A 25,089-nucleotide genomic window follows, 5' to 3' on the forward strand; every position below is an offset into this window, starting at 1 on the left:
CTTCATGAATAGTTAGGGGTTTCCCTCCTGTATGGCCTGCGCCCTCCGCGGCTTTTTTCTCTTCCGCCATACCTTTGGCTGCCGCGGTTCCTGTCCCTGGACCCGTATCTGGAGCCGGAGGATGAACCATGCTCGCGGTCGCCGCCGTAATGGCCATGGCTGTTCCCGTCGAAGTGGCTGCTGCGCTGACCACCGAAGCGCCTCGGTCCGCGGTCGTGTTCCTGGCTAGAGAAGTATTTCCCGAAATTGACGTTCTTGAACTTGTCCAAGTCGAGATTGACCATTTTGAACTTTATTCCGGCATATTTTTCCACGGCGTATATGAAAGACTGTTCATCCCGCTGCACTATGGTAAAAGCTCTTCCTTCCCTTCCCATCCTGGCGGATCTTCCGACCCTGTGGATGTAGATTGCGGGCTCGTCAGGAGAATCGAAGTTTATTACGTCGCTGACGTCTACTATGTCGAGCCCCCTTGCAGCCACGTTTGTCGCTATGAGAAGACCTCCGTCCACGTGCCTGAAGCGGCTAAGTGCAACCTCTCTTTTTGCCTGTGTTATGCCACCGTGAAGAAGTATTGGCTTGAAGCCGTTGTCGGAAAGTATCCTGTAGAGGGTTTCAGTATTCCTCTGTGTCTTTGAGAATACTATTGCCTTTTTGGGCTTGTATTCGTCAAGATAAGCGAGCAAAGCCGAGAATTTCGAAGATTTGCTCACCAGCGAATAAACATTCTGTATCTTTTTTACTGCCAGTTCTTCCTCTCCGCCAACCTCTATATTTTTGATGTCGTGCATATATTCGTATGCGACCTCCTTTATCCTGTTTGGCATCGTAGCCGAGAACAGCATCATCTGTTTTTTCTCCGGCATGTTTTCTATTATGTATTTTATGTCGTCTATGAAACCCATCTCGAGCATTATGTCTGCCTCGTCCAGGACAAGGAACTTTATCTTGCTGAGGTCAAGCATGCCCCTTTCCATCAGGTCTATTATTCTGCCCGGAGTGCCTATCACTATGCTTGCGCCGGAACGTATCTTGTCTGCCTGTGGGTTTATCGACACTCCGCCATAAACTATGGCGTTCCTTATGCGTGTGTATTTTCCAATCTTTGTAAATACGTCTGATATCTGTATCGCGAGCTCCCTTGTCGGGGCTATCACAAGAGCGTGAACGCCTGATTTTGAGGGTTGCTGAACAAGCATGTCCAATATAGGTATCGCAAAAGCTCCGGTTTTGCCGCTGCCAGTCTTTGACCTCACTATAAGGTCCTTTCCCTCAAGGGCGTATGGTATCGCTTCAACCTGCACTTCAGTCGGGCTCGTAAAGCCCATCTCTCCAAGGGCCTTTTTTATTTCTGCTTTTAGGCCCGTACTTTCGAAACTATCGAATCTGTCCAATGAATCACTTTTTAGCGTAAAGCCAAAGTCAAAATAAGGCACCTTGTGTCTATGGCTTACATACCGCGTTAAGCGGGAAAACAAGACGCCTTCGCAAACAATGCAATTAAATTCTGCACATAGCTTTTAACATATACCATTTGAAGTGCTTAATATTTAATAGTGAGCCCGGGTGTGCCAACGCTGTTGAGTGCAAATCATGGCTCTACACTGTCCCTTATCTCTTTTATCGCTGCGGTGTCGTTCGACGCCATGTATGGCGAAAGGTCCAGGTCCTTCGGGCTCTTTTCAAGCTTCTTTTCATAGTTCTCATGAAGCAGCTTCCCCACTGCCTCGTCGTAATCGTGCCATTCTATGCCCAGGGATTCGACATACTGCTTCTCTATTTTCGTCGCCACCTCGTGGGCGTAAGGATATTGGTACAGGTCGTCGACAAGCCATTTCTCAACCAGCTCATGATGCAGGCCTATGGAATTTATTAGACTGAGCTTCTTTCCTTTTATTTCTATTTCCTTGGGAAGCGTCCTGGCTATGTATATCACCTTTCCATCCTTGGAATAGCCGCCGGTGTATTTTATATCATAATCGGTGCTTATGCTTATTCCATTGCTGGACTTTGTTTCACTGACGACACCCGTCTTTGCTCCAGCCTCGAAAACCTCCTTCCCGTCGGACTGCAATATCGTTCCGACTGTGAACTTCTTTTCTGACTCTATACGTATGTAAGTTGGTTCCTTGTAACTTATCGCTTTGAGTATTTCGATTTTTTCCGAATTCCTCGCGTATTCTATGACTTCGAAATCTTCCATCGTTTTCACTTAACCCATAATCATTATTAGACTTTTCGGGATTCGGGTCAATATTCAACGATTTTAAAAATAGGAAGCTTCAGGATATTCCTGCTGGCAAAGCCAGAAAGCGCTATTACGAATGCAAACCCTATAGGTTTCGAGCCCTGCTTTCTTATGAGCTTTTCGGCTGCACTCGAGGTGCCTCCGGTAGCTAGAAGATCATCGGCTATGAGCACCCTTGAGCCTTGAGGCATTGCATCCCTTTGCAGTTCTATGGATGCTTTGCCGTATTCTAGTTCGTATGACTCGCTAACTACGTCCCTTGGAAGCTTGCCTGCCTTTCTTATCGGAACGAACCCTATCCCAAGCTCATCTGCAAGAGCAGTGCCTATTATGAATCCCCTGGCTTCTATGCCTGCAACATAATCAGGCTTGAAACCAAGCTTTGAAACCGCTTCTGAAGCTAGCGCCTGTATTGTGTCCTTGAACAATTGATGCGAAGCAAAAAGGCCAGTTATGTCCTTGAACATTATTCCCTTTTTCGGATAATCGGGAACATCCACTATGGCTGACTTTATGCGCTTGATAAGCTCTGCGTTTTCCGTTAAATCACTTGTTGAATTGTACTGCAGTCTCTATCTTTGCAGTTTCATTGTCCAGGCCATAGCGCTTGACTTTCTCTATGTCTACTCCTGACTTTCTTGCTAATTTTTCTACGAATTTCATCATTACCCATCCGCCAAGGCTTATCGTAGATGAAACGCCCGCCTTAACGACAGGATTGCCTTTGCTCTCCTTTCTGGCGTTTCTCAGTGCCATTTTATATAGATGCCTGTAGCTCGCATAGTACATTGCAAATTGCGATTCCGTAAGCATTCCGGCATTGAAGCCCTTGCTTTTTATAAGCCCAAGCGGTACGTTCTGCATTGGGGTCACGGTGAATTCTAACGGCCTGCCGTTAACGTACGAATTGCTCATCTTGTTTATGAGTGCAACGGTATCCCAATTGTCTTCAGGAGTTTCGTCTCGCTGGCCTGATTGTATTGTGAATGCGGGCCTCCAATAGTTCATAGTCATGTTCCTTGTGCCCTTCCAGACTATTTCGCTCCAACTTCCGTCGGGCCCTATCTTCAGTGGCAGGGTTTTATTTGGCATGTGCCTCTTTGCCAGCGAGTCGCTTCCAGTCTCAACACCTACCTGCACACCTATCCAATTTGAAGGGCCTGCTTTCATTATTTTTGAAAGCTTCGCGAGCATTTCTGGATATGCCGTGGCAGGTGATATCCTTGCATGCGTAGGGTTTGTCCTTCTTACTCCAGGTATTGACATTACATTTGTGACAAGGTCAATCAGAGCATCCTCGTTCGGTTCAAACTTGGCATTTGCATGCTTGAATCCGAAAAATTCATCCGTATGCAGCCATGCGTTGCTAAAGCCGCCCTGTTTCACGTTTACCTCTATTTCCTTCCTTATCATTTCATTTGTGTAGTATCTGAGCGGCCTCAGTGTTACCTCGCAAAAATCGCAGCCTATGCCGCATCCACGCATTATTTCTACCATACCTGAATGCACAGGACCTTGTATCAGCGGGATTTTCTCAAGCGCAACAGATGTGCCTATCTTAGGGCTCCTCGATATAAACTTGGGATTATTTACATAGCTCCTGTGGAAATCGTCATCGATGGTCATATATCCCTCGAAGAATTTATCCTTATCCAGCGAATTTTGGCTTATCTGTTCGAAAAGCTCGCAGATTACGTCTTCCGATTCTCCCTGGAATGCGTAATCTATATTTGACTTATCCAGCTCTTCCGGATGCAGCGTGAATTCCCATACTCCAGGACCCCCAATCAAAAGTTTTGCTTTCTTTCCTTGCCTTGCCACGTTTATTTTGGCTATAAGCTTTCGCCATTCCCTGGCGACCCAAGCACCTTTGTCCGCGCCCATCAATACGAAATAGGACATAGTAAGGGGGCCAAGCCCTAGGGGATCCATAGTGTTAACAGCTATGATCTCTGTGTCATCCTTCACGAAATTAGAGAGATTGTCTTCATGGGCCACAACGACGTCGTTTCTGCCGTATTTCTGCAGCAGGGCAGCTTCAAGTTTGCGCAGCGCATATGTGGTTATGGTAGAGCGGCCTTCCGCATCTGCTTTGTACAGGGGGCCTTTCAAGAAATAGTATATTGAATTAGGTATTGCATGTGCAGGCGCACTTGGAAGAAATTCGAGCAGTGGAAAATGCCTATACGATGCAGATAGGCTTGAATCTGAAACCAATACATATTTCGCCATTTTGTATCACTTTGAAAAGCACAATAAATTATAGCTCTTGATTGTAAATGGATTTTTGATAATTGACCAAATTTATTAGAATATCATTTGAAGAATGTTTGATTTTAATCTGCTACAACCATATTTAAATTTTATTGTTTTTCGGTTATAATCTTGTAAAATTTATTCTGCTTTTGTTTATAGCTGAAGAAGCCGCAATTAGTGTAATTTTTCAGTTTGGTTTATCTATTTTATTTCCATAAATTAAAAAACAAGCGAATATTTTATGTTTTTTGGAAAATGGCAAGTTTAATTGTTATGGTGCATGCTTAGAAACGATATTAAGTATTAATGAGCTAAAATAGATTATCATTTGATTATAGTGTTTTTTATGGGCATATGTTCCGCATGTGGAAAAAAGATAGAAAAAGGAAAGGCATGCTTTACGTGCAACGATTGCTACAACACGTATTGTATGGATGATGGATACCAGTGTCCTGACGGAAATGGAGGTTATAAGTGCATGAACTGCGGCGGGAATTTGACGTATACTTACTGTTCCTACTGAAAATAGCTGCGCAGTGGAACAAACAGTACTTTGGCACTTTTGTCTTGACAAACTGGAACAGAGAAGAAGCAAGATAAAAAAGAAGCACTTCAGTTTATGAAATCCTTGTAGTTTCCACTTTCGAATTTGACTTTCACTCCAAGCCTTTCAAGCATTCTTTGCATGTCAGGGCCAGCCCCTCCTGCAATTACCTCGTTTACACCGTGCTCCTTTATAAATTTGGCAATTGTAGCATGATGCAGGCCCTCCTGCTCGGTTTCGTGAGATTCTCCCCATCTGACTTCTATTTCGGCTATCTTCTCTGCCTTTCCGTCTTTTGTATGTATGATGGCCACTTTCGGAGCCCTGCCTACTCCTGTCAACATTCCGTCCTCGCTTATTACTGCCATTATTGTTTTTTCCTGCAATGAATCACCAAGCACATAGCAATCCGCAATGCAACAATTTAAAGATTGGTTATTGCACATATGTATCCAGATAAACTGGCAGCATCCGGTATATGAATGACAAGAAGAATTCATAATCGTCGCAGATTGCAAGCCTTGGGTCGGAACAGGGTAATCTGCTTGGAATCTAGCACACAGTTGCAGTATAATGCACGAAATGCATATGCCTTATACGCATTTACTCACCAGCCAGTAAACGGCTGGCCCGTAGCTCGTGTTAAATTCTAGCCCATCTATATATTCTTCGTTGATTGGACAGCCATCTGGCACGGCATAGTTGATTGTGAATGAACTATTCCTAGCTAGCGTAAGACCATTTGTGTTTATAGTTTCATTTGTTATGGCAGGTCCGAATTTGGAAAACGGCCCATAAATTTCAGATATCACCATAGAGTTGTATGCAGTATTATTCAGCCTCACGCTCAATTTTGATGGTATGGGAGTACTACTCTGGTTGGCAACCGACGCAGGCATCCCGTTATTGATAGAGATATACGGAGACACATCGATATCATCGTATAAGTTATTGTTCGAAAGTTTTACATCAATTTCGTGTTCGCCCACAGTAAGGTTTACATTTGCTACGAGCCAGTTGAAATATCTTTTGTATCCTACTTCTTTTCCATCAATTTCCAAACTTATGGCCGGGGTGTTGGTAAGGTTTAGATTGCCAAGATTAACAAGCACAGTGTTATTTGTATATACTATCTGGTCGAGCGATGGTGGAATTGTTTTATTGTACAAAAACTCATATAGTTGATAACCTTCATATTGCGTTAAGGCCATTTTATACAAAAGCTGATAAAGCATGGTCGATTTGGTGCCGCTCGTAGCGGTTTGATTTCCAACAATATTGTTCAACGGGCTATTAACACCTGCAATCGTGCCCATCCATCCGAGTGGCGTGGCCACTATTGGCATAGTATAATTATTGCTGCATTCGATATTTGTGCTATTTATGCCTGTCAATTCAGTAACTTCGCCTGTTTCCAATGGAACCCATTCGCATTCGAAAATGGCTATTTTTCTTGACTCGGTCGATTCTGGCACACCCCTATTTGAGAAAGCATTGTTTTGCAATAGAACACCGAGCGATTGTGCAGCGCTAAGCAAATCTTCATCAGCAAGGATAAACGCGTATGTACTTCTTAGCGTATCTGCATTCCTCAATACTTTAGCTTTGTCAGAAGAGCTTATCAGCCCTAATGCCGTCAGGTTATTTGTAATAGTTGTCCATACCGTAGGATCGTAGGAACCCCAATTATTGTACTGTGGGTTATGTATCTTTGTGCCGGTTGCGTTTAAAACCGATCCAATACTGCTGAACGGGCTTGAAAGATTCAAGAGAATTTGATAATTTTTAGATGTTGAGAACACTTGATTGTATAAAGCTGAACTATTTAACAAGTAGCGCATATTCGCTCCGTACACACCTATCTGCGAATTAAGCTGCATAAGCGCAGAGTCGTTGCTGTTGTTTGCTTTATGGCCATAAGTGAGATAAAAGCCAACAGCAGCGATTATTAAGATAACAATCGCCGCAATCAGCATCTTCTTTTGCTTTTCCACATCAACCCTCAATTATGATATACCATATAACGTTCATTATAAAAATCTTGTGACTTTTTTTATATGATCACTGTTCATAAGCATATTCATGCCCAAATCGAGGGTTCGGCTTACTCATACATATGATATCGATTTCGGCGGCAGCATAAGCCTTAGGCTCTTACTTAGCAAATATATTTGGCATTGGCTGTAGAGCCTGTATTATAAGAATGGTGCCGCTGGTCGGATTTGAACCGACGACATTTCGGTCTTCAGCCGAACGCTCTCCCACTGAGCTACAGCGGCGCTGTATAGGTTTATTCCTTAATAAAGTATATAAATAGTTGCAATATTGGATTGCGTATCGCATTTTGCCCCGTGCATCTCCGCTTCAAAATGCGATTTTGCATAAGCTATTATAGAGTTCTTGGCAAATTAATCATGCCGTTAATACGGGGCATGCGCATGGCGCCAGACACCAAGATAGCATGGTCTGAACTGAAACCTTATTCGGACCTTGTAAATACCGATGATATAGAGCCAAGGCAGTATCAGATCAGCATAATAAAATCCATAGAAGGAGGAGCAAGCGAGCTCATAGTGCTGCCTACGGGGCTTGGAAAGACGGTGATAGCAGTATTTGCAATAGCCATGGCGCTTTACAAGGGCAGGAGGGCCATAATGCTTGCCCCTACAAAACCGCTGAGCGTTCAGCATTATGAATCTGCAATCAGGATGCTCAAGCTCAATCCTGACGACATACTGCTGCTTACGGGCACAACAAAGGCTGGAAAGCGTTCCGAAATGGCTTCGAAGGCAAGGGTCATAATAGGAACTCCGCAGACAGTGTCCAACGACCTAAGGAGCGGAAGGATAGACATGGGCGATTTTGGTATCGTTGTGCTTGACGAGTGCCACCATGCAGTCGGCAGGTACGCTTATACTTACATTGCTGACGAATGCAAGTTCAAGGGCGTGCAGCTGGTTGGGCTTACAGCTTCCCCGGGAAGCGACAGGAAAAAGGTGGTCGAGCTCATAGAAGCGCTTGGAGCCACCAGAATAGAGGCAAGGAGCTCTTTCGACGCTGATGTCGCCCCTTACATAAAGGGCAATGACACCCAGACGATATACGTGGAGAATTCAAGGATTGTGAAATCCATAACGGCCACGCTCAAGAGCATAATAAACCAAAGGCTCAGGAAGCTTTACGAAGTAGGGCTGAGCCCGACCCCGGAATTCGAGCGAGTGCCAAAGAAGAGGCTGCTCATGATAGGGGACCACATAAAAAGGCTCAATTCGAGCAACTACAAGTTCGCTGCCATATTCAACTATGTCTACGTGCTTGACCTGATGCACGCTTATGACCTTATATCAACTGAAGGGCTGTACCCTTTTGTCAATTACATTGAAAGCCTTCGCACCAGGGAAAAGAGGAGCAAGGTGGTTGACAGCATCCTTAAGAATCCCCAGCTCGAAGCCGCAGTGAGCGCGGCCAACTCTGCATTAGATTCCGGGGAAGAGCACCCGAAGATGGATGCACTTCTGCAATTCTTGAAAACAGAGCTTAACGGCAAAAGCGCGATGGTTTTTGCCCAATACAGGTCCACCATACGCAGCATTGTGAAAAGGCTGATTGACAACGGAGTCCGCGCGCAGGGTTTCGTGGGAAAAAAAGAGGGCATCAAGCAGTCCGAGCAGGAGGGCGTCATAAGCAGGTTCAGGAACGGGGAATTCAATGTCCTTGTGGCTACTTCTGTTGGCGAGGAGGGATTGGACATACCTGCCGTTGACTATGTGGTTTTCTACGAGCCCATACCTAGCGAGATAAGAAACATACAAAGGAGGGGCAGGACCGGAAGATTCAGGATAGGAAAGGTAGTCATACTCGTGGCTAAGGGGACGAAGGACGAAGCGTACCTCATGATATCGCGCGTGAGGGAGAAGAGGATGTTCGATACAATTATAAAGCTGAAAGAGCAGATAGAAAGCGGTAAATACAGGCCAGGGAAAAAGTCAGGGCAGGTGAAGCTTTAGAATGTTGAATTATGACATAGTTTTCATATTCGTTGCTGGAGTCGCATTCCTAGGGTTTATACTGAACGCGCTTTTCGACAAAATCAACATAACGAGCGTACTGCCGTTGATGCTCATAGGCCTGCTCATAGGCCCAGTGTTCCACTTTGTGAATACGGGGGCTGGCAGCACGATAGCGGATTTGACCCCTTACGTTACAGCGCTCGCGGTATCTTTCATACTTTTTGATGTTGGTATAAACATAAGGATAAGCAAGCTGAAGACAGTATTCAAAAAGGCAACCAGCTTCACTTTCGAGCTTGCTACTGCTACAGGTATCGTAGTAGGAATAGTCACGTTTCTTGCATTCCATTATACATTAGGGTGGACAATCGCCGAATCGTTCATATTCAGCTTCGCGCTTTCGGGACCAAGCAGCATAATAGTCCCTACTCTAGTCAAGGTAATAAAGGTAGGTGATGACCTCAAGACAACCCTTGTTTACGAGAGCGTAGCTTCGGACACACTTGAGCTGATAATACCTATATTGCTTTTAGACATAATAGCAAGCGCAGGGATAACCGGAATTGCCATAGTCGGATTGGTACTGAGCGCAGTCGTAGGTTCGATAATATTCGGCCTTGTTTCTGCGGTCTTTTGGCTTTTCATACTTAACAGATTCAAAGCTTACAGTGAAAGCTATTCATGGATGCTAACGATAGCCATGGTCATAGCGACGTATGGGATATCCGAGCTCATAGGATTCAACGGCGCAATAACCATATTCGTATTCGGAATACTTTTCAGCAACATAGGCTCGGTAAAGCCAAGCACAGATCCGGTGCATGAGCCGAATTTCGTGGAAAAATTCCTTGCAGTGCCGTACAGCATAGACCACATAAAGGATTACCAGAAGGAGATTGTTTTCTTCACGAGCACCTTCTTTTTCGTCTATATAGGGATGCTCTTCACATTCAGCGGCGTATACATTGACTCGTTGGTGTTTGCAGTCATGATAACGTTCGTGATAATGCTGGTCAGGTTTATGGGTTCAGGATTGCTTAAGAAATTCCTTTCGAACGACCAGAAGGAAGCGGTAAAACAAAGAAATTTCATATCCTACAATGTGGCGAGGGGACTTTCCCCGGCAATAGTAGCCACGCTGCCGCTGACATACGGAGTAGTCATACCTGGTTTCCTGGATTCGATATTCTTGGTCATACTCATAACCAACATCGCCTCGACTGCAGGCATATTCATGGCTTACAGGCACAAGCCAGTCGAAGTAATGAAAGCAGGCCAGGCTCCAAGCCCGGTTTGATGCGTAGCGATCCCGGAAAGTATTATATACCGAATCTGAGAATACATACCGGTGTATCGGTGCACAGGTATATAAAGGGGGCAAGGAGCGAACGCGAGCTTATAAACACGCTTTATGAAAAGGAATACTCTGTTATGAGGAGCGCCGGGAGCGGCGTAAATTCCCTGAGCCCGGACATAATAGCGTTTAAATCGGGAAAGGGCTTCGCATTCGAATGCAAGGCTTGGAACAAGGACAGGCTGGCAATAGAGCCGGACAAGTTCGAAGTATTGAAGAAATGGGAAAGCAACACGGGCATGGATACGATGATAGCATGGCGCATGAACGGCAAGGGCTGGTTTTTCATAAAGCTGGACGAGATGAAAAAGACCCCAAAGAGCTATTCCGTGACAAAGAAGTCTGCCCTGGAAATAAACAGGCGCATAGGCTTCATGCCAGGGCTTGATGACATGCAGTAAAGACTTATATATCTATCATTGCTTAATGTTAAAACTGTAAACATATAACACTACGAACTGGGTAATCGTACTGCTATAGGTGTTGAAATGTGGCATCATATTACAAGTGATTCTTATAATTCTGCCGTCTATATAAATAGCGGCGGCAGTATTTCACTGGCTTTAGCCGAAACCGGGTTAGAGCGTGCCGCGTACTACCACCAATAGCCTTGCGAATCCTAATTTAGTAGGGTGGTAAATATGGCAAAGACGTACATAGATATAGTAAAATACATGATAGAAGCCAGATTTGAAATATCCGGCTCGGTTGAAAAACCAGATATAATAGGTGCAATATTCGGCCAGACCGAAGGCCTTCTTGGACCTGATCTGGACCTTAGGGAATTGCAGAAAAACGGCAAGATAGGCCGCATAGAGATCGAAAGCGGATCCACCAACAACAAGACGTACGGAAAGCTGATGCTGCCAAGCTCTTTAGGCAAGGTAGAAACGTGCATACTTGCAGCTGCGATAGAATCCGTTGACAGGGTCGGGCCATTCGAGACAAACTTCAAGATAGACAAGATAGACGACACCAGGAACGAGAAGCGCAACAAGGTTATAAACAGGGCAAAGGAGCTCGTCAAATCGCTGCTCACCAACGTCATACCGGACAGCAAGGAGATAAGCGAGATGGTAGAGGCCGACGTAAAGTCAAGCACAGTAACACATTACGGCACGGACAACCTTCCGGCTGGGCCAGACATAGCGAAAAGCGACAGCGTAATAATAGTAGAAGGAAGGGCCGACGTGGTCAACCTGCTGAAAAGCGACATAACGAACTGCATTGCGGTTGGCGGGGCAACGGGCACCATACCAAAAACGATAACCGATCTTTGCGCACAGAAGGAGGTCACCCTTTTCGTTGACGGAGACAGGGGAGGGGACATAATATTCAAGGGAATATCGAATGTTGCAGACGTAGATTACGTAGCAAAGGCCCCAGACGGCAAGGAAGTGGAAGAGCTCACGCGAAAGGAGATAATAAAGGCGCTTAGGTCAAGGATACCATTCGAGCAGACTTCAGTGGGGAGGCAGCATGCGAAGGATGAGCAGCAGAACCAGCAGCACAGCAATGGAAACGGCCAAAGGCCACAACAGAGGCAGCAGCCGCAGAGGAACCAGGACAGCTATAAGGGCGAAGAAAGGCAGCAGAGGCGTAGCTACGAACCACGTGACGCACAGCAGGAAAGAAAGATATTGAGCCCAAGCGAGATAGCAACAAACCTCTCGGAAAGGCACCAGAACAGCACAAGAGAAGAAGGCGTAGTGGAAGAGGTCGAAGAAAGCAAGGATAGCATAGGAAGCATAGAATTCGACAACCATGCGAATGCCCCGGAGCCCTCTAAAAAATACATAGACGCGCTTGCGGAACTTAAGAATACACTCCGTGGCAGGCTATACGATGCGGATGGAAAGATGGTCAACGAGATACCGATAAGGGACCTGATACAGACAGTCCAGAGCACCGACGGCACGAATGCGATAGTATTCGACGGGATAATAACACAGAGGCTCATAGAGCTGGCTTATGGGAAAGGAGTCAAGGAGATATATGGAATAAGGTCAAGCCAGATAACCAAGAAATATGGGGACCTGCTGCTTTACACCAAGGAGTGAAAATACTCCTTTCTTTTTTCCTTTTTTGTCTTTGAGATCAGCGTAGCGCAGGTAAGGCAAATCTAGTTAAGCTATAAATATTTAACTATTTTAAATTTAAAATAGTTTAGATTTAAACCATTTTTAAACTGGCAGTTTTTGCAAAAATTGAGTGAAGGCATGGACAAAAAGGAGTTCAGCACCAAGTACATGAGCAAGGAAATGCGCAGGATGATATTCAAGCTCATGCTACTGAGCGAGATAAAGGAGAAGAAAAGATATCCCTACGAGCTGATAGAGCTAATGGCAACTCAGAAGGCCGCGTTCATAGGATCCAAGAAGGACGAGATAAAGAACGACATTTACAATATAATAAGGGGCCTTGAAAAATCGGGCTACGTGAAGATTGTCTCGAGCAACGGTAGAAAGCAGGACAAAAAATACTACAAAATTACCCCCCAGGGGAGGGCGGCTCTTCTTAAGTCAAAGAAGCTGATGCTGAGCTACATGAAGGAGCTCGTGAGGCTTGTAAAGTAGGTGTATTGATGGCGGGAGAAGTCATAGAGATAAAGAACCTTGTCAAGAGGTTTGGGGATTTCACTGCAGTAAACGGCATAAGCCTCGGCATAAAGGAAAATGAGATATTTGGAATCCTTGGCCCAAACGGCGCAGGTAAGACTACCACGATAAACATGCTGCTAGGGCTCATAATTCCGACAGAAGGCACGATAATCGTAGACGGATACAACATAAGAAAGAACCCGGAGATTATAAAGGAGAAGATGGGCTTGATGACCCAGGAAACGGTGGTCGACGGAGACTTGACAGCCCAGCAGAACCTTGAGATATTTGCAGAGCTTTATGGAATGAAAGGGAAGGACAAGGAAGAAGCCATAAATTACGCGCTTGAAGAGGCAGACCTGGTAAATTTCAGGAATGCAAAGGCCGGATCTTTCTCTGGAGGAATGCAGAGGAGGCTTAACCTGGTAAAATCCATGCTGCATAGCCCCAAGATACTTGTTTTGGACGAGCCGACAACAGGTCTTGACGTGCAGAACAGGGTAAGCATGTGGGACAGGATAAGGAAGCTCAACAAGAGCGGCGTCACGATAATACTTACTACCCAGTATTTGGAAGAGGCCGACTCGCTGTGCAATAGGATTGCAATAATAGACCACGGACAGCTCAAGGCGATAGGAACACCCGGAGAGCTCAAAAAGATGGTTAGCGAGGGCAACATAATAGACATATCATTAAGGTTTGAAGACATAGAAAAGGCGCAGAAGGCGTTAAAGCAGAAGTTGAAGATGGATTGCAAAGTAGTGGCGGATAGGATAAGCATAAATGCAGGGAAGGAGGACGTCAAAACTCTGAGCTCCATAATATCTGTTCTTGAAAAAGAGAAGATACCTATAATTGCTGCCTCGATGCACCTGCCAACGTTGGATGACGTGTTCATAAGCCTAACTGGAGGAACGATAAGAGACGAGCTTGGAGAGCAGAAATCAAACGCATCCAAGATAATGTGGAGGAGATGAAAATGTCGAACATAGTCATTTCTACCCTGCAGAAAGCTTACATACTGTACAAAAGGGACATGCTCATATTCAAGAGCAACATAAGGGCGAACATAGTCAGGACAATCCTCTTCCCGCTAATAATACTGATATTCTTCAGCAACATAGGGGCGGTTGCCCACAACGTGCCCGTAGGAGTTGTGAATACCGCGAACAACGCCAATTCTTACAAATTTGTTCAGGCACTCTATGCAACTTCTTCGGACGGCCTGTTCAAGGTTGTTAGCATACCTTCGATAAGCCAGGGAATGTCGGAAGTTGACTCCGGACAGGTTTCGCTTCTATTGATAATAAACCCAACTGTAGGCTCCAAATCCTCAAGCACAGGAATACTGGCTTACTACAGCAGCCCAGATGCCTCCACGGTAGAAGGCATATTGCCCACCATAAGCAGCGTCGCTTCGGAATTCTATTCAGGCATAGGATCCAGGGGCATAGTGCCGCTAAACGCACAACCGCAGGCCCCCGACACCGAGTTTGCACCGACGCTAACTTCAGGGCTTTCAACAAACTACGAGGACTTTTTGGTTGGAGGCGTAATAGCGCTTGTTGCAGTATTCGGCACCCTTTTCGGAGGAGGCTTCACGCTCATAACGGACAAGCAGCTAGGAAACCTCAAGGCGCTTTTAATAACGCCTTTGAACAGGTCCTCGGTGATGCTTGGAAAAACCATTTACACCCTAACGTTATCAGTAATAAGCACGCTGCTCGTCATAGTCATATCCCTGTTCTTCGGGACCACGATACTGATGGGATTTGTAGGCGTAGTATGGATATTCATACTCGTCCTAATGCTCACGCTCGGATTTACCGGCATATCGCTGATAATGGCTTCCAGGGTCAAGAAGCCAGAAATTTATGCGATATTCACCCAGACAATAGCGCTTCCGCTATGGTTCCTCAGCGGCGCGTTCTTCCCGGCAGCGTCAATGCCAACTTGGATGAGGGTAATATCCACAGTGAATCCAATGACGTATGCGGTTGACGGCATAAGAGATGTAATGATAACCGGCTCGTATCCGCTCAGCACGGCTCTGCCACAGATAGGCATACTGGCGCTGTTCGCGGTCATAATGCTAGGTTTGGCGATTAAACTGTTCAAGGTGCAAATAGCATGAGAGGTAAAAAGATGTATTTGAGTTCGAAGGCTGGAGTCGCGGCAATTGTTTTGCTGCTTGCAATGTTCTACGTTGGTATGGCTTCGGCACAGGTTTCTGGGCAGTCCGGCAGCATATCAAGCACGCCGCTGTCGCTGACCAACCTGTACGTTTCGCCTACGCCGGTAGTGGCTGGAGACACTGTGAACGTTACGTTCCAGCTATTCAATTCGTATTCACAGCCGCTGCAGGATGTAAATATACAGCTCGTATCGCAGGACCAGATAATAAATGTTTCCCCGGCGTACAGCTCCATAGAGAGCAGCATCGGCACTGGACTCGTAGGAGCCATAGGGTTCGACGAATTCAGCTACACGCTGCACATACCTTCAACGCTCCAGCAGGGAGATTACCCGATATACATAATAGCCACATATAGGACTTCGGTAACATCAGCAACAGGGCAGAGCGTAAGCACGCCCATGGAATCAGAAATACCGATATACCTGTATGTATACGGAAAGCCTGCTGTCAAGGCCACCGCTGTGCCTACAACACAGATAAGCCCTGGAGAGCCGTTCAGCCTTGGCATAAGCGTTCTAGATACCGGCACAGGCCCGATGACAAACGCAACGCTGACGCTCAGGAACTCGAGCAGCTTCAGCATAATAGGCACACCTACGTTCAATCTGGGCGCGCTCAACGAAGATTCGGCAGTACAGGTGAGCGAACCAATGATTGCATCGCAGAACATAACACAGGGTACGCATTACCTCAATGGAACAGTGACATATGAAAACGGCCTTGGCAAAATGCTCACTTCAAACGTGTCGATGCCAGTGAGCGTAGTCATAAACTCACCAAAGATAATCGTAAGCCTGGCAGGATCAGAGCCTTCTTCATTATATGCAGGAGCGAACCAAAGCGTTGAGCTCCTCGTACAGAATATAGGCACTGGAACTGCAAGAAATATAAGTGCAGAGTTCACGAACGGGCCATCCATAAGCGTGAGCAGCAGCGTCAACAGATTTTTCATAAACAGCCTTCCAGGAGGAGGCTCGGCTACAGAACAGATATATGTCAACACCTACGGACAGAATATAACGAACACTTCGATAGGAGCCCATTTGAGCTATGAGAACGCAAACTACAACAAAACGTATACATCGAACCAGCAGCTCAAGCTGAACGTCGAAGGCTCGGCGCTATACAGCGTGGTCGGAAGCAAGGCAAGCCTGAGCATCGGCTCTACATATGTCCCGGTAACTTTCCAGATAAAGAATACGGGCAACGAGCCTGCAAATTCGGTGCTTCTGACAATGGAGAGCGTATATCCGGTAAGCATGGTCTCGTCTACGTACTACATAAACGGCATAGCCCCGAACCAAACAGTTAACGCTACGTTCTACGTGAGCGTAGACAGCTCGGGACAGGCAGGAGACTACCCGATAACGCTTTACGAGCAGTGGAAACAGCCCAATAGCCCACAGAGCCTAGAATTCTCAGGCTCAACGCAGTACTTCGTGGCCGTTGGCACAACCACCAGCAACGCTTACGGGTACGTTGAAGATGCAATAGGCATCATAGTCTTGCTTCTGATAATAGCATTCATAGTGCGCAGGGCAAGGAAAAACAGAAGCAAAAGCAAGGATGAAAAGCCGAAGAGAAAGGCATAAATTTATAACCGGATTATAAATATCGGGTTAGCCCCGGTATTTAATCCACGGTGAGAATTATGGCTACGGGAAACATATTGGTAGACAAGATTATGAAGAAATACGGGGTTCCCGATTGGGTAAAGCCCTACGTTTACGCGTACATAAGGAGCAATCCGTTGAACGCGGTCAGGCGTGGCATAAGCTTCATAGACGTCAAGAGAAAGAGGGGCAGGATAACCGGCAACGTCATAGAGCTGCCCAACTCCGTGCAGTTCGAAGTTTCCGATGTAACAAGGATAGTCAGCCTTTTTTATGCAGGCGAGGAAGAAAGCTCAAGGATAGCAGAATCCTGGTCTAAGGACTTGCACGACTACGATTCCAAGAGATATGCAGAGCATTTCGCTGCCTTGAGCGAAATAGAGCAAAAGCACCTCAGGGCCATAAAGAACATGCTCGAAGGGCTTGGGAAAAAATCCGGAAGCGAAACGGCCGAAGTCAGGGCCCTGTTTGAGAAGCTTGGCTCCATAACCGACTGGAAGGAAAGGATAATATCGTACGACCTTGTCCTAAAGTCGTCTTACGGGAGCATATTTGGAAACATATTTTACAAGGTTTTCTATCCTGTCATGCCGGAATACATGCGCTCTTTCGGAAAGGCCTTCTCGTCCGAGGATACGGAGGCAGGCTGGGGCTATGAAGAGGCGAAGAGGATAATCAGGGACAAAGAGATAGATGCGCATAGGCTAGTGCAGCTTTTCAACGATCTGCTGCCGCTCGTTGGCAGCGTAGTCAACGCAAATATGGATATAGCTGAAAAAGCTGGAATAAACAAGGAAGTCAGCCTTCTTAGGGATATAGCCATAGCTTATCCTGTTTACATTTCCAAGGAATGCGGAGCAGATATAGATGCGGAGAAGGAAACGGCTGCAATACTTGAAACGCTCAAAAGAAGAAACAAGCCAGCAAAGGAATAAATACGTTAACCGAGAAATAGTACCAATGGCCTTGTAGGGTACGCGAGTCCCTGCAGCATTATGCGCAACAAAGTGATATACATGGCAGACAACGAAAGAATTAACGACGCAGGAAGAGAAAATGTTGTATACATAGGCAAGAAACCGACGATGAACTATGTGCTGGCTGTTGTCACGCAGTTCAACAGCGGAATGCCTGAGGTCACTATAAAGGCAAGGGGCAACGCAATATCCAGGGCTGTGGACGTCAAGGAAATAGTACAGAACAAGTTCCTGCCTGGCCTTAAGGAGAAGAGCATAAAGACTTCATCCGAAGAGATAAGCAACGAGGATGGAACGAAATCGAAAGTGAGCGCCATACAGATAGTGCTGATGAAGTAAAAACCCTATTTTTTATTTTTTATTCTTTTCTCTGCGCAGTGGCGCCTTTTAGAAAACTATAAATCCCTTATAATACAAATAGTCGTGGTTCGGGCCCGCATATGGGCTCGTTTCTGATTGCTTGATGTGTGATTTTCATGATAAGGACCGCTTATGTCAATGAGATAACCCCTGAGATGGACGGCAAGGAGGTTACCGTAGCCGGATGGGTTCACGAAGTCAGGGAGCTTGGCAAGGTAACGTTTCTGCTCTTGAGAGACATGAGCGGGATAGTCCAGATAGTTGCCAAGAAAGGCGTTACTGACGAATCGGTAATCGGTGCGTTGTCGCTGCCCAAAGAGAGCGTCATAAGCGTCAGAGGAACCGTGAAAGCCAACAAAGAGGCAAGAGCCGGATATGAGATAGTTCCTATAGAGGTCAAGAACCTCAATCCGCTTTCGGCCAACGTACCGTTCGAGGTTACCGGAAAGGTCCCCGTAGATCTGGATGTAAGGCTGAATTACAGGTACATAGACCTTAGGCGCATACAAAGCACCGCCATATTCAGGATAGAATCGACCATATTGAATTCTTTCAGGGAAAGCCTGCAGCAGAAGGGCTTCAACGAGATAAGAACATCTTCTATAGTGGCAGAGGCCACAGAAGGTGGCTCTGAGCTCTTCGAAATAAAATATTTCGACGAGAAGGCATTTTTGGCTCAGTCGCCGCAGCTTTACAAGCAGCTTGCGGTAATAGGTGGGCTGGACAAGGTATTTATGGTAATGCCTGTTTATAGGGCAGAAAAATCCAATGACACTTATCACATAAACGAGATAACGCAGATGGACATTGAGATGGGCTTCGCAGACCATAATGATGCAATGCAGCTTCTTGAGGAAACCCTCAAGCGCATAATCGGCGATGTCAAGAGGAGCAACGTGCGCGAGCTTGAGGAGCTCGGCGTGAAGCTAGATGTCCCTTCCGTAAAGCGCGTTTCTTATGAGGAAGCTGTAGAAAGCCTGAAAGCCCACGGCGAGAGCATAAAGCCAGGGGATGATTTTTCAAGAGAGAATGAGGTTAAGCTGGGCGAGATATTCGGAGATGCAGTTATGGTATACGAATATCCAACAGCAGTAAGGGCGTTCTATTCTATGCCCAAAGAGGGCGATTCTGACGTGTGCAACAGCTTCGACATGATATATAAAGGGCTCGAGATAAGCAGCGGCGCCCAGAGGATACACATGCCAGAGATGCTCATAGAGGCCATAAAAAGGAAAGGGCTGGATCCCAAGAACTTCGAATTCTATGTCAACGCGTTCAGGTGCGGTGCGCCGCCACATGCCGGATGGAGCATAGGCTTAGAAAGGCTGGCAATGAAAATGATGAACCTCCAAAACATAAGGGAATGCACGCTCTTCCCAAGGGACAGAAAAAGGATAAGGCCTTGAATCAGGTGCGGTATTTTATCTCGTCGCTCATCATGTCTGGGCTCCACATCGGGTCCCAAACCAATTCCAGCTCTACCTTGCCTATATTCGGGATTGATTCCAGGCGAAGCTGCGCATCAGCCAGTATCAGCGATGTCACAGGGCACATCGCACTGGTCATTGTAAGTGTTATTTTTACGTCTCCGGGCTCCGCTACATTTATCCCGTATATTAAGCCAAGGTTAACTATATCGGCGTCAAGTTCCGGATCCTTGCATTGCGACAATGCTTCCACTACGTCCTTTTTTGTTATCATTTTAACAGAATAAATCTCGCCGAGCCAATATTTAATCTTTTCCGAATAATCTTTAACCAAGCATACAAAAGTGCAGAACATTTAGCAGAGATTATTGGTCTCCGAATACCTTTTCTGCAGCTGCAAAGACCGTATTCGTGTACTCTTCGATTGCCTTGCCCAACTCTTTCTGCACAACCTTGAGGGTAAAACCTGATGCCATTTCGTGTCCGTTGCCCCCAAGTGCTGAAGAGAGAAGAGAAGAATTTATGCCATTGTCGCTCCTAACGTGCGCCGACCAATCTTTTGTTGTAACGAATATCTGTATGTTGGCTCCGGTGAGCTGCTTTATCTTAGAGCATGCCATGTTGCTCTGCAGGTTATCCGCAAATGCTATCCCTATGCTGTACCTGCCAATCCTGATTGTTTTTACGGTATCATTGAGCATTTTTAGGTTCTCTTCCTCAGATTTTTTGTATTCCGCGTAAATCTGGTCTATTATGCCTCCGCTTATCAATCCTGTTGACACCTGCTCTGTCAATGAGTTCCTTAGCTCGTTTGAATGCCTGTCGTCCCTGTCAAGAAAGGCAATGCATTGGGATATCTTGACCAGATTATCATCCAGCTCTTTGTCCTCAGGCCTCAAGTTGAAATCAGTAAGATGGGCCAAGGATGAAAGCTTTCTGCATACTTCATCGCCAGTGCAGAACTTCCCATATATGAGCTCTGACGCACACTTATTCTTGTCCTCGCCATAAATCAATATTTTCGCGATGGGCTTCATTTTCAGCGCTGCGGATTCGGGCCATGGATGATGATCTATCCAGATTATCTCGTTGCCGTGCGATTTGACTTTGTCGAATTCCGCACATAGTTCTTCATATCCATCCGCTGACATGGAAACATCCGCAATGTATATGTCTGTGTTTTTGACCGGGGCAAGCTTAGAAACAGTAGAAAGCATTTCGGCCTTGCCCGGATTTGTGAAAAGCAGCATTTCCACAGAACCCCTTAGAAACCTGGACAGCTCGGCTGCGCTTGCAATGCCGTCGAAGTCCCTCCTATGACTTATTATGACGGATTTTTGAACCATGAAATTCACCGTAAATCTTTCTGATTGCACTGTCTTTAGTATTAAGCAATTTTGATAAGATGCGATGGCTACTTGCGCATCAGCCTGGAAGGGTCGAAATTCTCGTTATACAACTTTGCCAGTTCGCATGTCGTGCTAAGCATGTTTTCAGGTATGCCGAGTTTTTCCAGGTCCCCATACGGATTTGTTCCGGAGCCCAAATTCGCCAATATTATTTGATATATTGCAGTCACGAAAGCATCTTCGTATTCCTTATAAATCTTTTCCCCTTTCAGTCCTTCTTCTACGATTGTTGCAGCTAGATCCCCTATTACGTAGCTAATTGGCCTGCCATATTCTATTGCCGAAGAAATCGACAAGCCTGTGACCAGCAGAAGCGCCTTTGCGCTGAGCCCATTCTCATCAGTCGAGAGCACCTTAAGCACATCCAAATCGCTCCTTGGGACAGAAGAATAAAATTTCAGTATCTCGGAAAATTTTTCAACGTCGGATCCGGATCCCAATTTGTATAGGTCAAGAAGTATGGCTGGTGGTGCATTGAAATATTCTATAATTTTCAGCGACAAATCGGAATCTTTGGTATTTGCTATTTTTGCGCACAGCTCGAAAGCATCGTAGTTTCCCTTAGAAAGCCCCTTTATGCTTTCCATGCTCCCAATATTTTTATTGTGAATTTCCATAATAACAAAGGCTTTGAATCGCTTGATATATTTATTGCTTTTGATTTTTCGCTGCTGCGAACGGTTTTTAAAGCATATATAAACAATATTATTGTTTATATGCCAACCACAAGAGTGAAAAGAGCCTCAGGCAGCAATGGCAAAGGCAAGTCGAAGGACAGCGTGAGAAGCCTCATAAGCTCGGAGCTCTCGTATCTTAAGAAAGTACAGATACTGCTGCTCGGAGACAGCAAAATTATCGCTAAGCTCGCCAGGTATTTTTACAGCAACGACAGCAAGGCCAGGCTTACTATACTGTCTTTTGGAAGGAAAGAGCTACTGGAAGCAGTTGATGCCACATCGAGATTCGGAGGCATAAGATATGCATATTCCAAAGACATTTACACAGGCCTGCCAGAGGGCGAATTTGGGCTCATAGTATGCCATGGAACTTTCGATAGGATAGGAAATAACAAGTCGATATCAATATTGAAGGAGCTTTACAGGATTTTGAAGCCAAACGGGATAGTTATAATCATAGGCGACAGCATAGACTACTTGTACAAGCATTACAATAAGAGCAATTTCTCAAGCTGCGATATGGTAGAAGGAAAAGGGCTCAGGTACCTTAAGCTGGTTAAGGTAAATGACATAAGCCTCCTACCCCAATAGCTCTTTTTCAGATGCTTTTGCATTTGCTAAGAAATAGCAGCTGCACTTTACTTTCCTAACGTCTTTAAACGAACCCCTGGGAAAGCTTAAATATGCCCCACCTTCTTATCATAGACCGATTTAAATGGAAGATGGAAATGAAGTGGACGTTGCCTTCGTCATGATTGTTACCGGCGATGGGGTAGTATACCTTAAAAGAAATGAAGATGATGATATAGAACCCGGAAAGTGGTGCCTGCCTTCCGGGCATGTCGAAAGTGGAGAAACGTGCAAAAGCGCAGCCGTTAGGGAGCTCTATGAGGAAACAGGGATAAAAGCAGGGCCCGAAGAACTGGAATACCTGACCACATTTCCCTACCTGCTGGACGGAACTAGATTCAGGGTGTGGTTGTATTTTGTAGAAAAAGACACGCTTGGCTCCGAAGATGTGAAAATTTTTGCCGAGGAGCACTCCGAAAAGAAATGCGTAGGCATGGATGCGCTTGCTGCCATGCGCAACCTGAGAGTAGATAATTGGGATAAGTTTACCGCGATAGACAGGCACATAATAGCCAACTATGTGCCTGAAGTGTCCAGCAGGATGAAGAATAAGGAGAACGCAAACGAAATGCGCAATCTTTCCAAAGCATTCTGATAGTGAATTTACGGATTTGGAAATATCTGAATTTCGGGCCTTTTAGATTTTTCCCTAAAATGTCAGGTTTTATTTGACGTCGTAAAACCTAACAAAAACCTAATCCTCTCAAAATCTTAATTAATATAGCTTTACAGATATTAATCGGTGTAAGAATGTCAAAGACTTTTGGAACAAAGAACAAAATCGTCAAGCTGTTGAAAGAAAAGCCAATGACGGTTACAGAAATAAGCGCCTTGCTCGGGCTTTCTAAGGCGACAGTAAGCCAGCACATGTCCGAATTGGAAAACATGTCAATGGTAGAACAGGTAGACAACCCGCATTACAAGAAAGTGAAGTTTTACAAGCTTTCTGATGCTAAGGCCAACGTAGTGGAGCAGAGAAGCGCTGGATTCAGGAAGATGATAATACCATCTGTACTTGCAATCCTTTTGGTTGGAATAATACTAAGCGCAGCTGTACTGCAGAAGCCGTCCAACACGACGCGCATAGGACCCGCAATAACCAACAACAATTCAAGCGCAAGAACGCTGGGAGTCGGATATGCGTGCCCTATGATAAGAGCCTTCACAAATGGAACGCATGCGAACGAATCCATGCTTAGCGGCATAGTGTCAGATATAGCATTAGGGTCTCCTTGCAGCCTTGCGTATGTTAACGGAAACAAGGTGGGCAACCTGAACTATACGTCATCGAACGGCACAGTGCAAGTACCGGAACTGGGATACAAATATACAATAAACCAGACCGCCATAGCAAACCTGAAGAATGAAGTAGACAATGGCGATTGCTATGACACAGGAGCGTTGGCTTTCTTCGGTATAAATTACTCGAAGCCAGCTGGAGTTACATGCAAGGCTAACATATACTCCTGAATGGATTTGGAAAGATAAGGCAGCAGGGTTCTGGCTGCGCGTTTGCAGTCAGAACATGCTGTGCTTCCCGGATATTATCTCATGCGTGAGATAACCTATGTTTTCGAGGCTCTGCTCGGCTATGTCGTTTACTTTTTTCCTTATGTTGTCCAGTTCCTCGCGCTTTTCAGTGCTTATCTTCACGTCCAAGTGCTTCGGATCGTCTATCTTCCTGCCTATCTGCGAGACTATGGAAACGTTGCATTCCTTAACCTGAGGGTATAGCGTCACTATGTCATTCGCTATCTCCTTTGCAAGAACGTTGTATATCTTCCCTATGTGGTTTACAGGGTTTTTGCCCGCTGCAGCTTCCAGGCTCATGCGCCTGAACGGGGTTATTAGCCCGTTTACCCTGTTGCCTCTGCCTACGGATCCATCGTCGCCTGCCTCGCAGCTAAGCCCAGATTTTGTAATGTATACTTTCCCTGATTTGCTGTCCCCGTTGTTTATTGTAACTTCGACGTCGTTTCCTATCAATTTCTTTGCAAACGATATTATGTCGTTCCTTACCTTCTCCTTTTTATCCTGATAATCCTCTGCGCTCTGTATTTTTGATGAAACGAATGCTATGGCTACAGTAAGGCTTATGTCGTCCATGTCCCTTATCCCCATTACTTTGACATCCTCGCCGACTTCCGGATGGATTTTCTTATATTCCTGGGAGTTTAGCATCCTCTCAGTTTCCAAAACCAGTTTTTCTGTCTTTGTGAATGGTGCGAAGCCTATACCGAAAGAAGTATCGTTTGCCAGCGGCACGTCGGTGTTTCGGTCGAATATTTCACTCAGATCCGCGGAGCCCTTGAGTATCTTCGACTGGAACAATACCTCTTTTTCTACGTCAAGAAAGCGGGTATGCGCACGCAGATAGTCCTTTGCGGCTTTTATTGCTATGCCGTCAACGTCTATGCTTATGTCCTGGTACGAGCGCGCCGCTCTCCCGGCAAGTATCACTTCTATTGGTTTCGTTATTGATCCGTTGCCGAAGCTCACGTCAGAAGATCCGCCTATTATCAGACCCTTGTCAACGTTGTGGTGTAGTATTTTGCCCGTTGAATCGATGTATGCATTTGAAAGGCCTGTGCTTACGCTTTCCATTATGCCGTCGATAAGGCTATCCGGATGGCCTAACCCTTTGCGCTCTACGTATTCCACAGGCTGCTCAGCCACTACTGTTGAAAATCCCTCCGCTACTCTTATGTTTTTGCTAGAACTCATAATATCACTTTGCCAATCAAAACGACTTGTTTTTTGAATAAGCTGTCTCCGCCCATTTCTTTA

24 protein-coding genes and 1 tRNA gene are annotated in these 25,089 nt (G+C 45.6%); 14 read left to right on the plus strand and 11 right to left on the minus strand.

Annotated features, from left to right (window positions below; genetic code table 11):
* Positions 1–2 precede the first annotated feature (2 nt).
* The 7 genes from Micr_RS03665 to Micr_RS03695 form a co-directional block, all read right to left on the minus strand.
* On the minus strand, positions 3–1,394 hold the full coding sequence (locus Micr_RS03665) for a DEAD/DEAH box helicase (protein WP_203134326.1): 1,392 nt from the start codon (positions 1,392–1,394) through the stop codon (positions 3–5).
* Positions 1,395–1,591: 197 nt separating this feature from the next.
* Complete coding sequence (locus Micr_RS03670; RefSeq protein ID WP_203134327.1) at positions 1,592–2,203, minus strand: hypothetical protein; 612 nt, start codon at positions 2,201–2,203, stop codon at positions 1,592–1,594.
* A gap of 47 nt (positions 2,204–2,250) precedes the next feature.
* A complete protein-coding gene (locus Micr_RS03675; protein ID WP_226803585.1) occupies positions 2,251–2,817 on the minus strand; it encodes an adenine phosphoribosyltransferase in 567 nt (188 codons plus the stop codon).
* Complete coding sequence (locus tag Micr_RS03680) at positions 2,795–4,480, minus strand: B12-binding domain-containing radical SAM protein (protein ID WP_203134328.1); 1,686 nt, start codon at positions 4,478–4,480, stop codon at positions 2,795–2,797. Before Micr_RS03680 ends, Micr_RS03675 begins: the two co-directional genes overlap by 23 nt.
* A gap of 636 nt (positions 4,481–5,116) precedes the next feature.
* Positions 5,117–5,434 (minus strand): NifB/NifX family molybdenum-iron cluster-binding protein, encoded by a 318-nt coding sequence (locus Micr_RS03685; protein ID WP_203134329.1) that lies wholly within the window; start codon positions 5,432–5,434, stop codon positions 5,117–5,119.
* 207 nt (positions 5,435–5,641) lie between these two features.
* Positions 5,642–7,042 (minus strand): hypothetical protein, encoded by a 1,401-nt coding sequence (locus Micr_RS03690; RefSeq protein WP_203134330.1) that lies wholly within the window; start codon positions 7,040–7,042, stop codon positions 5,642–5,644.
* A gap of 210 nt (positions 7,043–7,252) precedes the next feature.
* Positions 7,253–7,327 (minus strand) — tRNA-Phe (locus Micr_RS03695).
* A gap of 159 nt (positions 7,328–7,486) precedes the next feature.
* On the opposite strand from Micr_RS03695, the gene Micr_RS03700 reads away from it, so the two are divergent.
* The 11 genes from Micr_RS03700 (at position 7,487) to aspS (ending at position 19,565) form a co-directional block, all read left to right on the plus strand.
* On the plus strand, positions 7,487–9,055 hold the full coding sequence (locus tag Micr_RS03700; RefSeq protein WP_203134331.1) for a helicase-related protein: 1,569 nt from the start codon (positions 7,487–7,489) through the stop codon (positions 9,053–9,055).
* 1 nt (position 9,056) lies between these two features.
* Positions 9,057–10,355, plus strand: a complete 1,299-nt coding sequence (locus Micr_RS03705) for a cation:proton antiporter domain-containing protein (RefSeq protein ID WP_203134332.1) — start codon at positions 9,057–9,059, stop codon at positions 10,353–10,355.
* Positions 10,355–10,813 (plus strand): Holliday junction resolvase Hjc, encoded by a 459-nt coding sequence (gene hjc / locus Micr_RS03710; RefSeq protein WP_203134333.1) that lies wholly within the window; start codon positions 10,355–10,357, stop codon positions 10,811–10,813. The genes Micr_RS03705 and hjc overlap by 1 nt, the downstream gene beginning before the upstream one ends.
* A 240-nt stretch (positions 10,814–11,053) precedes the next feature.
* Positions 11,054–12,472 (plus strand): DNA primase DnaG, encoded by a 1,419-nt coding sequence (gene dnaG / locus Micr_RS03715; protein WP_203134334.1) that lies wholly within the window; start codon positions 11,054–11,056, stop codon positions 12,470–12,472.
* A 159-nt stretch (positions 12,473–12,631) separates the two neighbouring features.
* A complete protein-coding gene (locus tag Micr_RS03720; protein WP_203134335.1) occupies positions 12,632–12,988 on the plus strand; it encodes a PadR family transcriptional regulator in 357 nt (118 codons plus the stop codon).
* A gap of 8 nt (positions 12,989–12,996) precedes the next feature.
* The gene (locus Micr_RS03725; RefSeq protein ID WP_203134336.1) at positions 12,997–13,989 is read left to right on the plus strand and encodes an ABC transporter ATP-binding protein; all 993 of its coding nucleotides are present in this window, start codon (positions 12,997–12,999) and stop codon (positions 13,987–13,989) included.
* Positions 13,986–15,146, plus strand: coding sequence for an ABC transporter permease (locus tag Micr_RS03730; protein WP_203134337.1), 1,161 nt, complete (start codon positions 13,986–13,988; stop codon positions 15,144–15,146). Before Micr_RS03725 ends, Micr_RS03730 begins: the two co-directional genes overlap by 4 nt.
* Entirely contained in the window at positions 15,143–16,801 is a 1,659-nt protein-coding gene (locus tag Micr_RS03735) for a COG1361 S-layer family protein (RefSeq protein ID WP_203134338.1), read from the plus strand. Before Micr_RS03730 ends, Micr_RS03735 begins: the two co-directional genes overlap by 4 nt.
* 59 nt (positions 16,802–16,860) lie before the next feature.
* On the plus strand, positions 16,861–17,757 hold the full coding sequence (locus Micr_RS03740) for a hypothetical protein (protein WP_203134339.1): 897 nt from the start codon (positions 16,861–16,863) through the stop codon (positions 17,755–17,757).
* A gap of 81 nt (positions 17,758–17,838) precedes the next feature.
* Positions 17,839–18,138, plus strand: coding sequence for a DNA-binding protein Alba (gene albA / locus Micr_RS03745; protein ID WP_203134340.1), 300 nt, complete (start codon positions 17,839–17,841; stop codon positions 18,136–18,138).
* Positions 18,139–18,275: 137 nt separating this feature from the next.
* Positions 18,276–19,565 carry an aspartate--tRNA(Asn) ligase gene (aspS, locus tag Micr_RS03750; protein ID WP_203134341.1) on the plus strand — a complete coding sequence of 430 codons (1,290 nt, stop codon included), beginning with the start codon at positions 18,276–18,278 and terminating at the stop codon, positions 19,563–19,565.
* A gap of 1 nt (position 19,566) precedes the next feature.
* Here the strand turns inward: aspS and Micr_RS03755 are convergent, their stop codons facing one another.
* The 3 genes from Micr_RS03755 to Micr_RS03765 form a co-directional block, all read right to left on the minus strand.
* Complete coding sequence (locus tag Micr_RS03755) at positions 19,567–19,860, minus strand: metal-sulfur cluster assembly factor (RefSeq protein ID WP_203134342.1); 294 nt, start codon at positions 19,858–19,860, stop codon at positions 19,567–19,569.
* Positions 19,861–19,951: 91 nt separating this feature from the next.
* Positions 19,952–20,932, minus strand: coding sequence for a DHH family phosphoesterase (locus Micr_RS03760; RefSeq protein WP_203134343.1), 981 nt, complete (start codon positions 20,930–20,932; stop codon positions 19,952–19,954).
* A gap of 68 nt (positions 20,933–21,000) precedes the next feature.
* On the minus strand, positions 21,001–21,582 hold the full coding sequence (locus tag Micr_RS03765) for a hypothetical protein (RefSeq protein ID WP_203134344.1): 582 nt from the start codon (positions 21,580–21,582) through the stop codon (positions 21,001–21,003).
* 129 nt (positions 21,583–21,711) lie between these two features.
* Between Micr_RS03765 and Micr_RS03770 the strand changes: the two genes are divergently transcribed.
* From Micr_RS03770 to Micr_RS03780, 3 genes are all read left to right on the plus strand, one after another.
* Entirely contained in the window at positions 21,712–22,263 is a 552-nt protein-coding gene (locus Micr_RS03770; RefSeq protein ID WP_203134345.1) for a class I SAM-dependent methyltransferase, read from the plus strand.
* A gap of 124 nt (positions 22,264–22,387) precedes the next feature.
* Positions 22,388–22,897, plus strand: coding sequence for an NUDIX domain-containing protein (locus tag Micr_RS03775; protein ID WP_203134346.1), 510 nt, complete (start codon positions 22,388–22,390; stop codon positions 22,895–22,897).
* Between the two features lie 155 nt (positions 22,898–23,052).
* Positions 23,053–23,772: a helix-turn-helix domain-containing protein gene (locus tag Micr_RS03780; protein ID WP_203134347.1), complete on the plus strand. Its 720-nt coding sequence runs from the start codon at positions 23,053–23,055 to the stop codon at positions 23,770–23,772.
* Positions 23,773–23,820: 48 nt separating this feature from the next.
* Here Micr_RS03780 and Micr_RS03785 read toward each other — a convergent pair whose 3' ends face one another.
* Positions 23,821–25,026 carry a methionine adenosyltransferase gene (locus Micr_RS03785; RefSeq protein WP_203134348.1) on the minus strand — a complete coding sequence of 402 codons (1,206 nt, stop codon included), beginning with the start codon at positions 25,024–25,026 and terminating at the stop codon, positions 23,821–23,823.
* Positions 25,027–25,089: the final 63 nt, after the last annotated feature.

It is taken from the genome of Candidatus Micrarchaeum sp. (genome assembly GCF_016806735.1).
Lineage (GTDB): Archaea > Micrarchaeota > Micrarchaeia > Micrarchaeales > Micrarchaeaceae > Micrarchaeum_A > Micrarchaeum_A acidiphilum_A.

What these genes read in the sequence shown, in the direction of transcription:
- Micr_RS03770 (WP_203134345.1), top strand. Translation starts at nt 21,712, where the DNA reads ATGCCAACCACAAGAGTGAAAAGAGCCTCAGGCAGCAATGGCAAAGGC.
- aspS (WP_203134341.1), top strand. Translation starts at nt 18,276, where the DNA reads ATGATAAGGACCGCTTATGTCAATGAGATAACCCCTGAGATGGACGGC.
- Micr_RS03785 (WP_203134348.1), bottom strand. Translation starts at nt 25,026, where the DNA reads ATGAGTTCTAGCAAAAACATAAGAGTAGCGGAGGGATTTTCAACAGTA.
- Micr_RS03775 (WP_203134346.1), top strand. Translation starts at nt 22,388, where the DNA reads ATGGAAGATGGAAATGAAGTGGACGTTGCCTTCGTCATGATTGTTACC.
- hjc (WP_203134333.1), top strand. Translation starts at nt 10,355, where the DNA reads ATGCGTAGCGATCCCGGAAAGTATTATATACCGAATCTGAGAATACAT.
- Micr_RS03725 (WP_203134336.1), top strand. Translation starts at nt 12,997, where the DNA reads ATGGCGGGAGAAGTCATAGAGATAAAGAACCTTGTCAAGAGGTTTGGG.
- Micr_RS03740 (WP_203134339.1), top strand. Translation starts at nt 16,861, where the DNA reads ATGGCTACGGGAAACATATTGGTAGACAAGATTATGAAGAAATACGGG.
- Micr_RS03680 (WP_203134328.1), bottom strand. Translation starts at nt 4,480, where the DNA reads ATGGCGAAATATGTATTGGTTTCAGATTCAAGCCTATCTGCATCGTAT.
- Micr_RS03780 (WP_203134347.1), top strand. Translation starts at nt 23,053, where the DNA reads ATGTCAAAGACTTTTGGAACAAAGAACAAAATCGTCAAGCTGTTGAAA.
- Micr_RS03700 (WP_203134331.1), top strand. Translation starts at nt 7,487, where the DNA reads ATGGCGCCAGACACCAAGATAGCATGGTCTGAACTGAAACCTTATTCG.
- Micr_RS03760 (WP_203134343.1), bottom strand. Translation starts at nt 20,932, where the DNA reads ATGGTTCAAAAATCCGTCATAATAAGTCATAGGAGGGACTTCGACGGC.
- Micr_RS03670 (WP_203134327.1), bottom strand. Translation starts at nt 2,203, where the DNA reads ATGGAAGATTTCGAAGTCATAGAATACGCGAGGAATTCGGAAAAAATC.
- Micr_RS03705 (WP_203134332.1), top strand. Translation starts at nt 9,057, where the DNA reads ATGTTGAATTATGACATAGTTTTCATATTCGTTGCTGGAGTCGCATTC.
- Micr_RS03755 (WP_203134342.1), bottom strand. Translation starts at nt 19,860, where the DNA reads ATGATAACAAAAAAGGACGTAGTGGAAGCATTGTCGCAATGCAAGGAT.
- dnaG (WP_203134334.1), top strand. Translation starts at nt 11,054, where the DNA reads ATGGCAAAGACGTACATAGATATAGTAAAATACATGATAGAAGCCAGA.
- Micr_RS03765 (WP_203134344.1), bottom strand. Translation starts at nt 21,582, where the DNA reads ATGGAAAGCATAAAGGGGCTTTCTAAGGGAAACTACGATGCTTTCGAG.
- Micr_RS03730 (WP_203134337.1), top strand. Translation starts at nt 13,986, where the DNA reads ATGAAAATGTCGAACATAGTCATTTCTACCCTGCAGAAAGCTTACATA.
- albA (WP_203134340.1), top strand. Translation starts at nt 17,839, where the DNA reads ATGGCAGACAACGAAAGAATTAACGACGCAGGAAGAGAAAATGTTGTA.
- Micr_RS03735 (WP_203134338.1), top strand. Translation starts at nt 15,143, where the DNA reads ATGAGAGGTAAAAAGATGTATTTGAGTTCGAAGGCTGGAGTCGCGGCA.
- Micr_RS03720 (WP_203134335.1), top strand. Translation starts at nt 12,632, where the DNA reads ATGGACAAAAAGGAGTTCAGCACCAAGTACATGAGCAAGGAAATGCGC.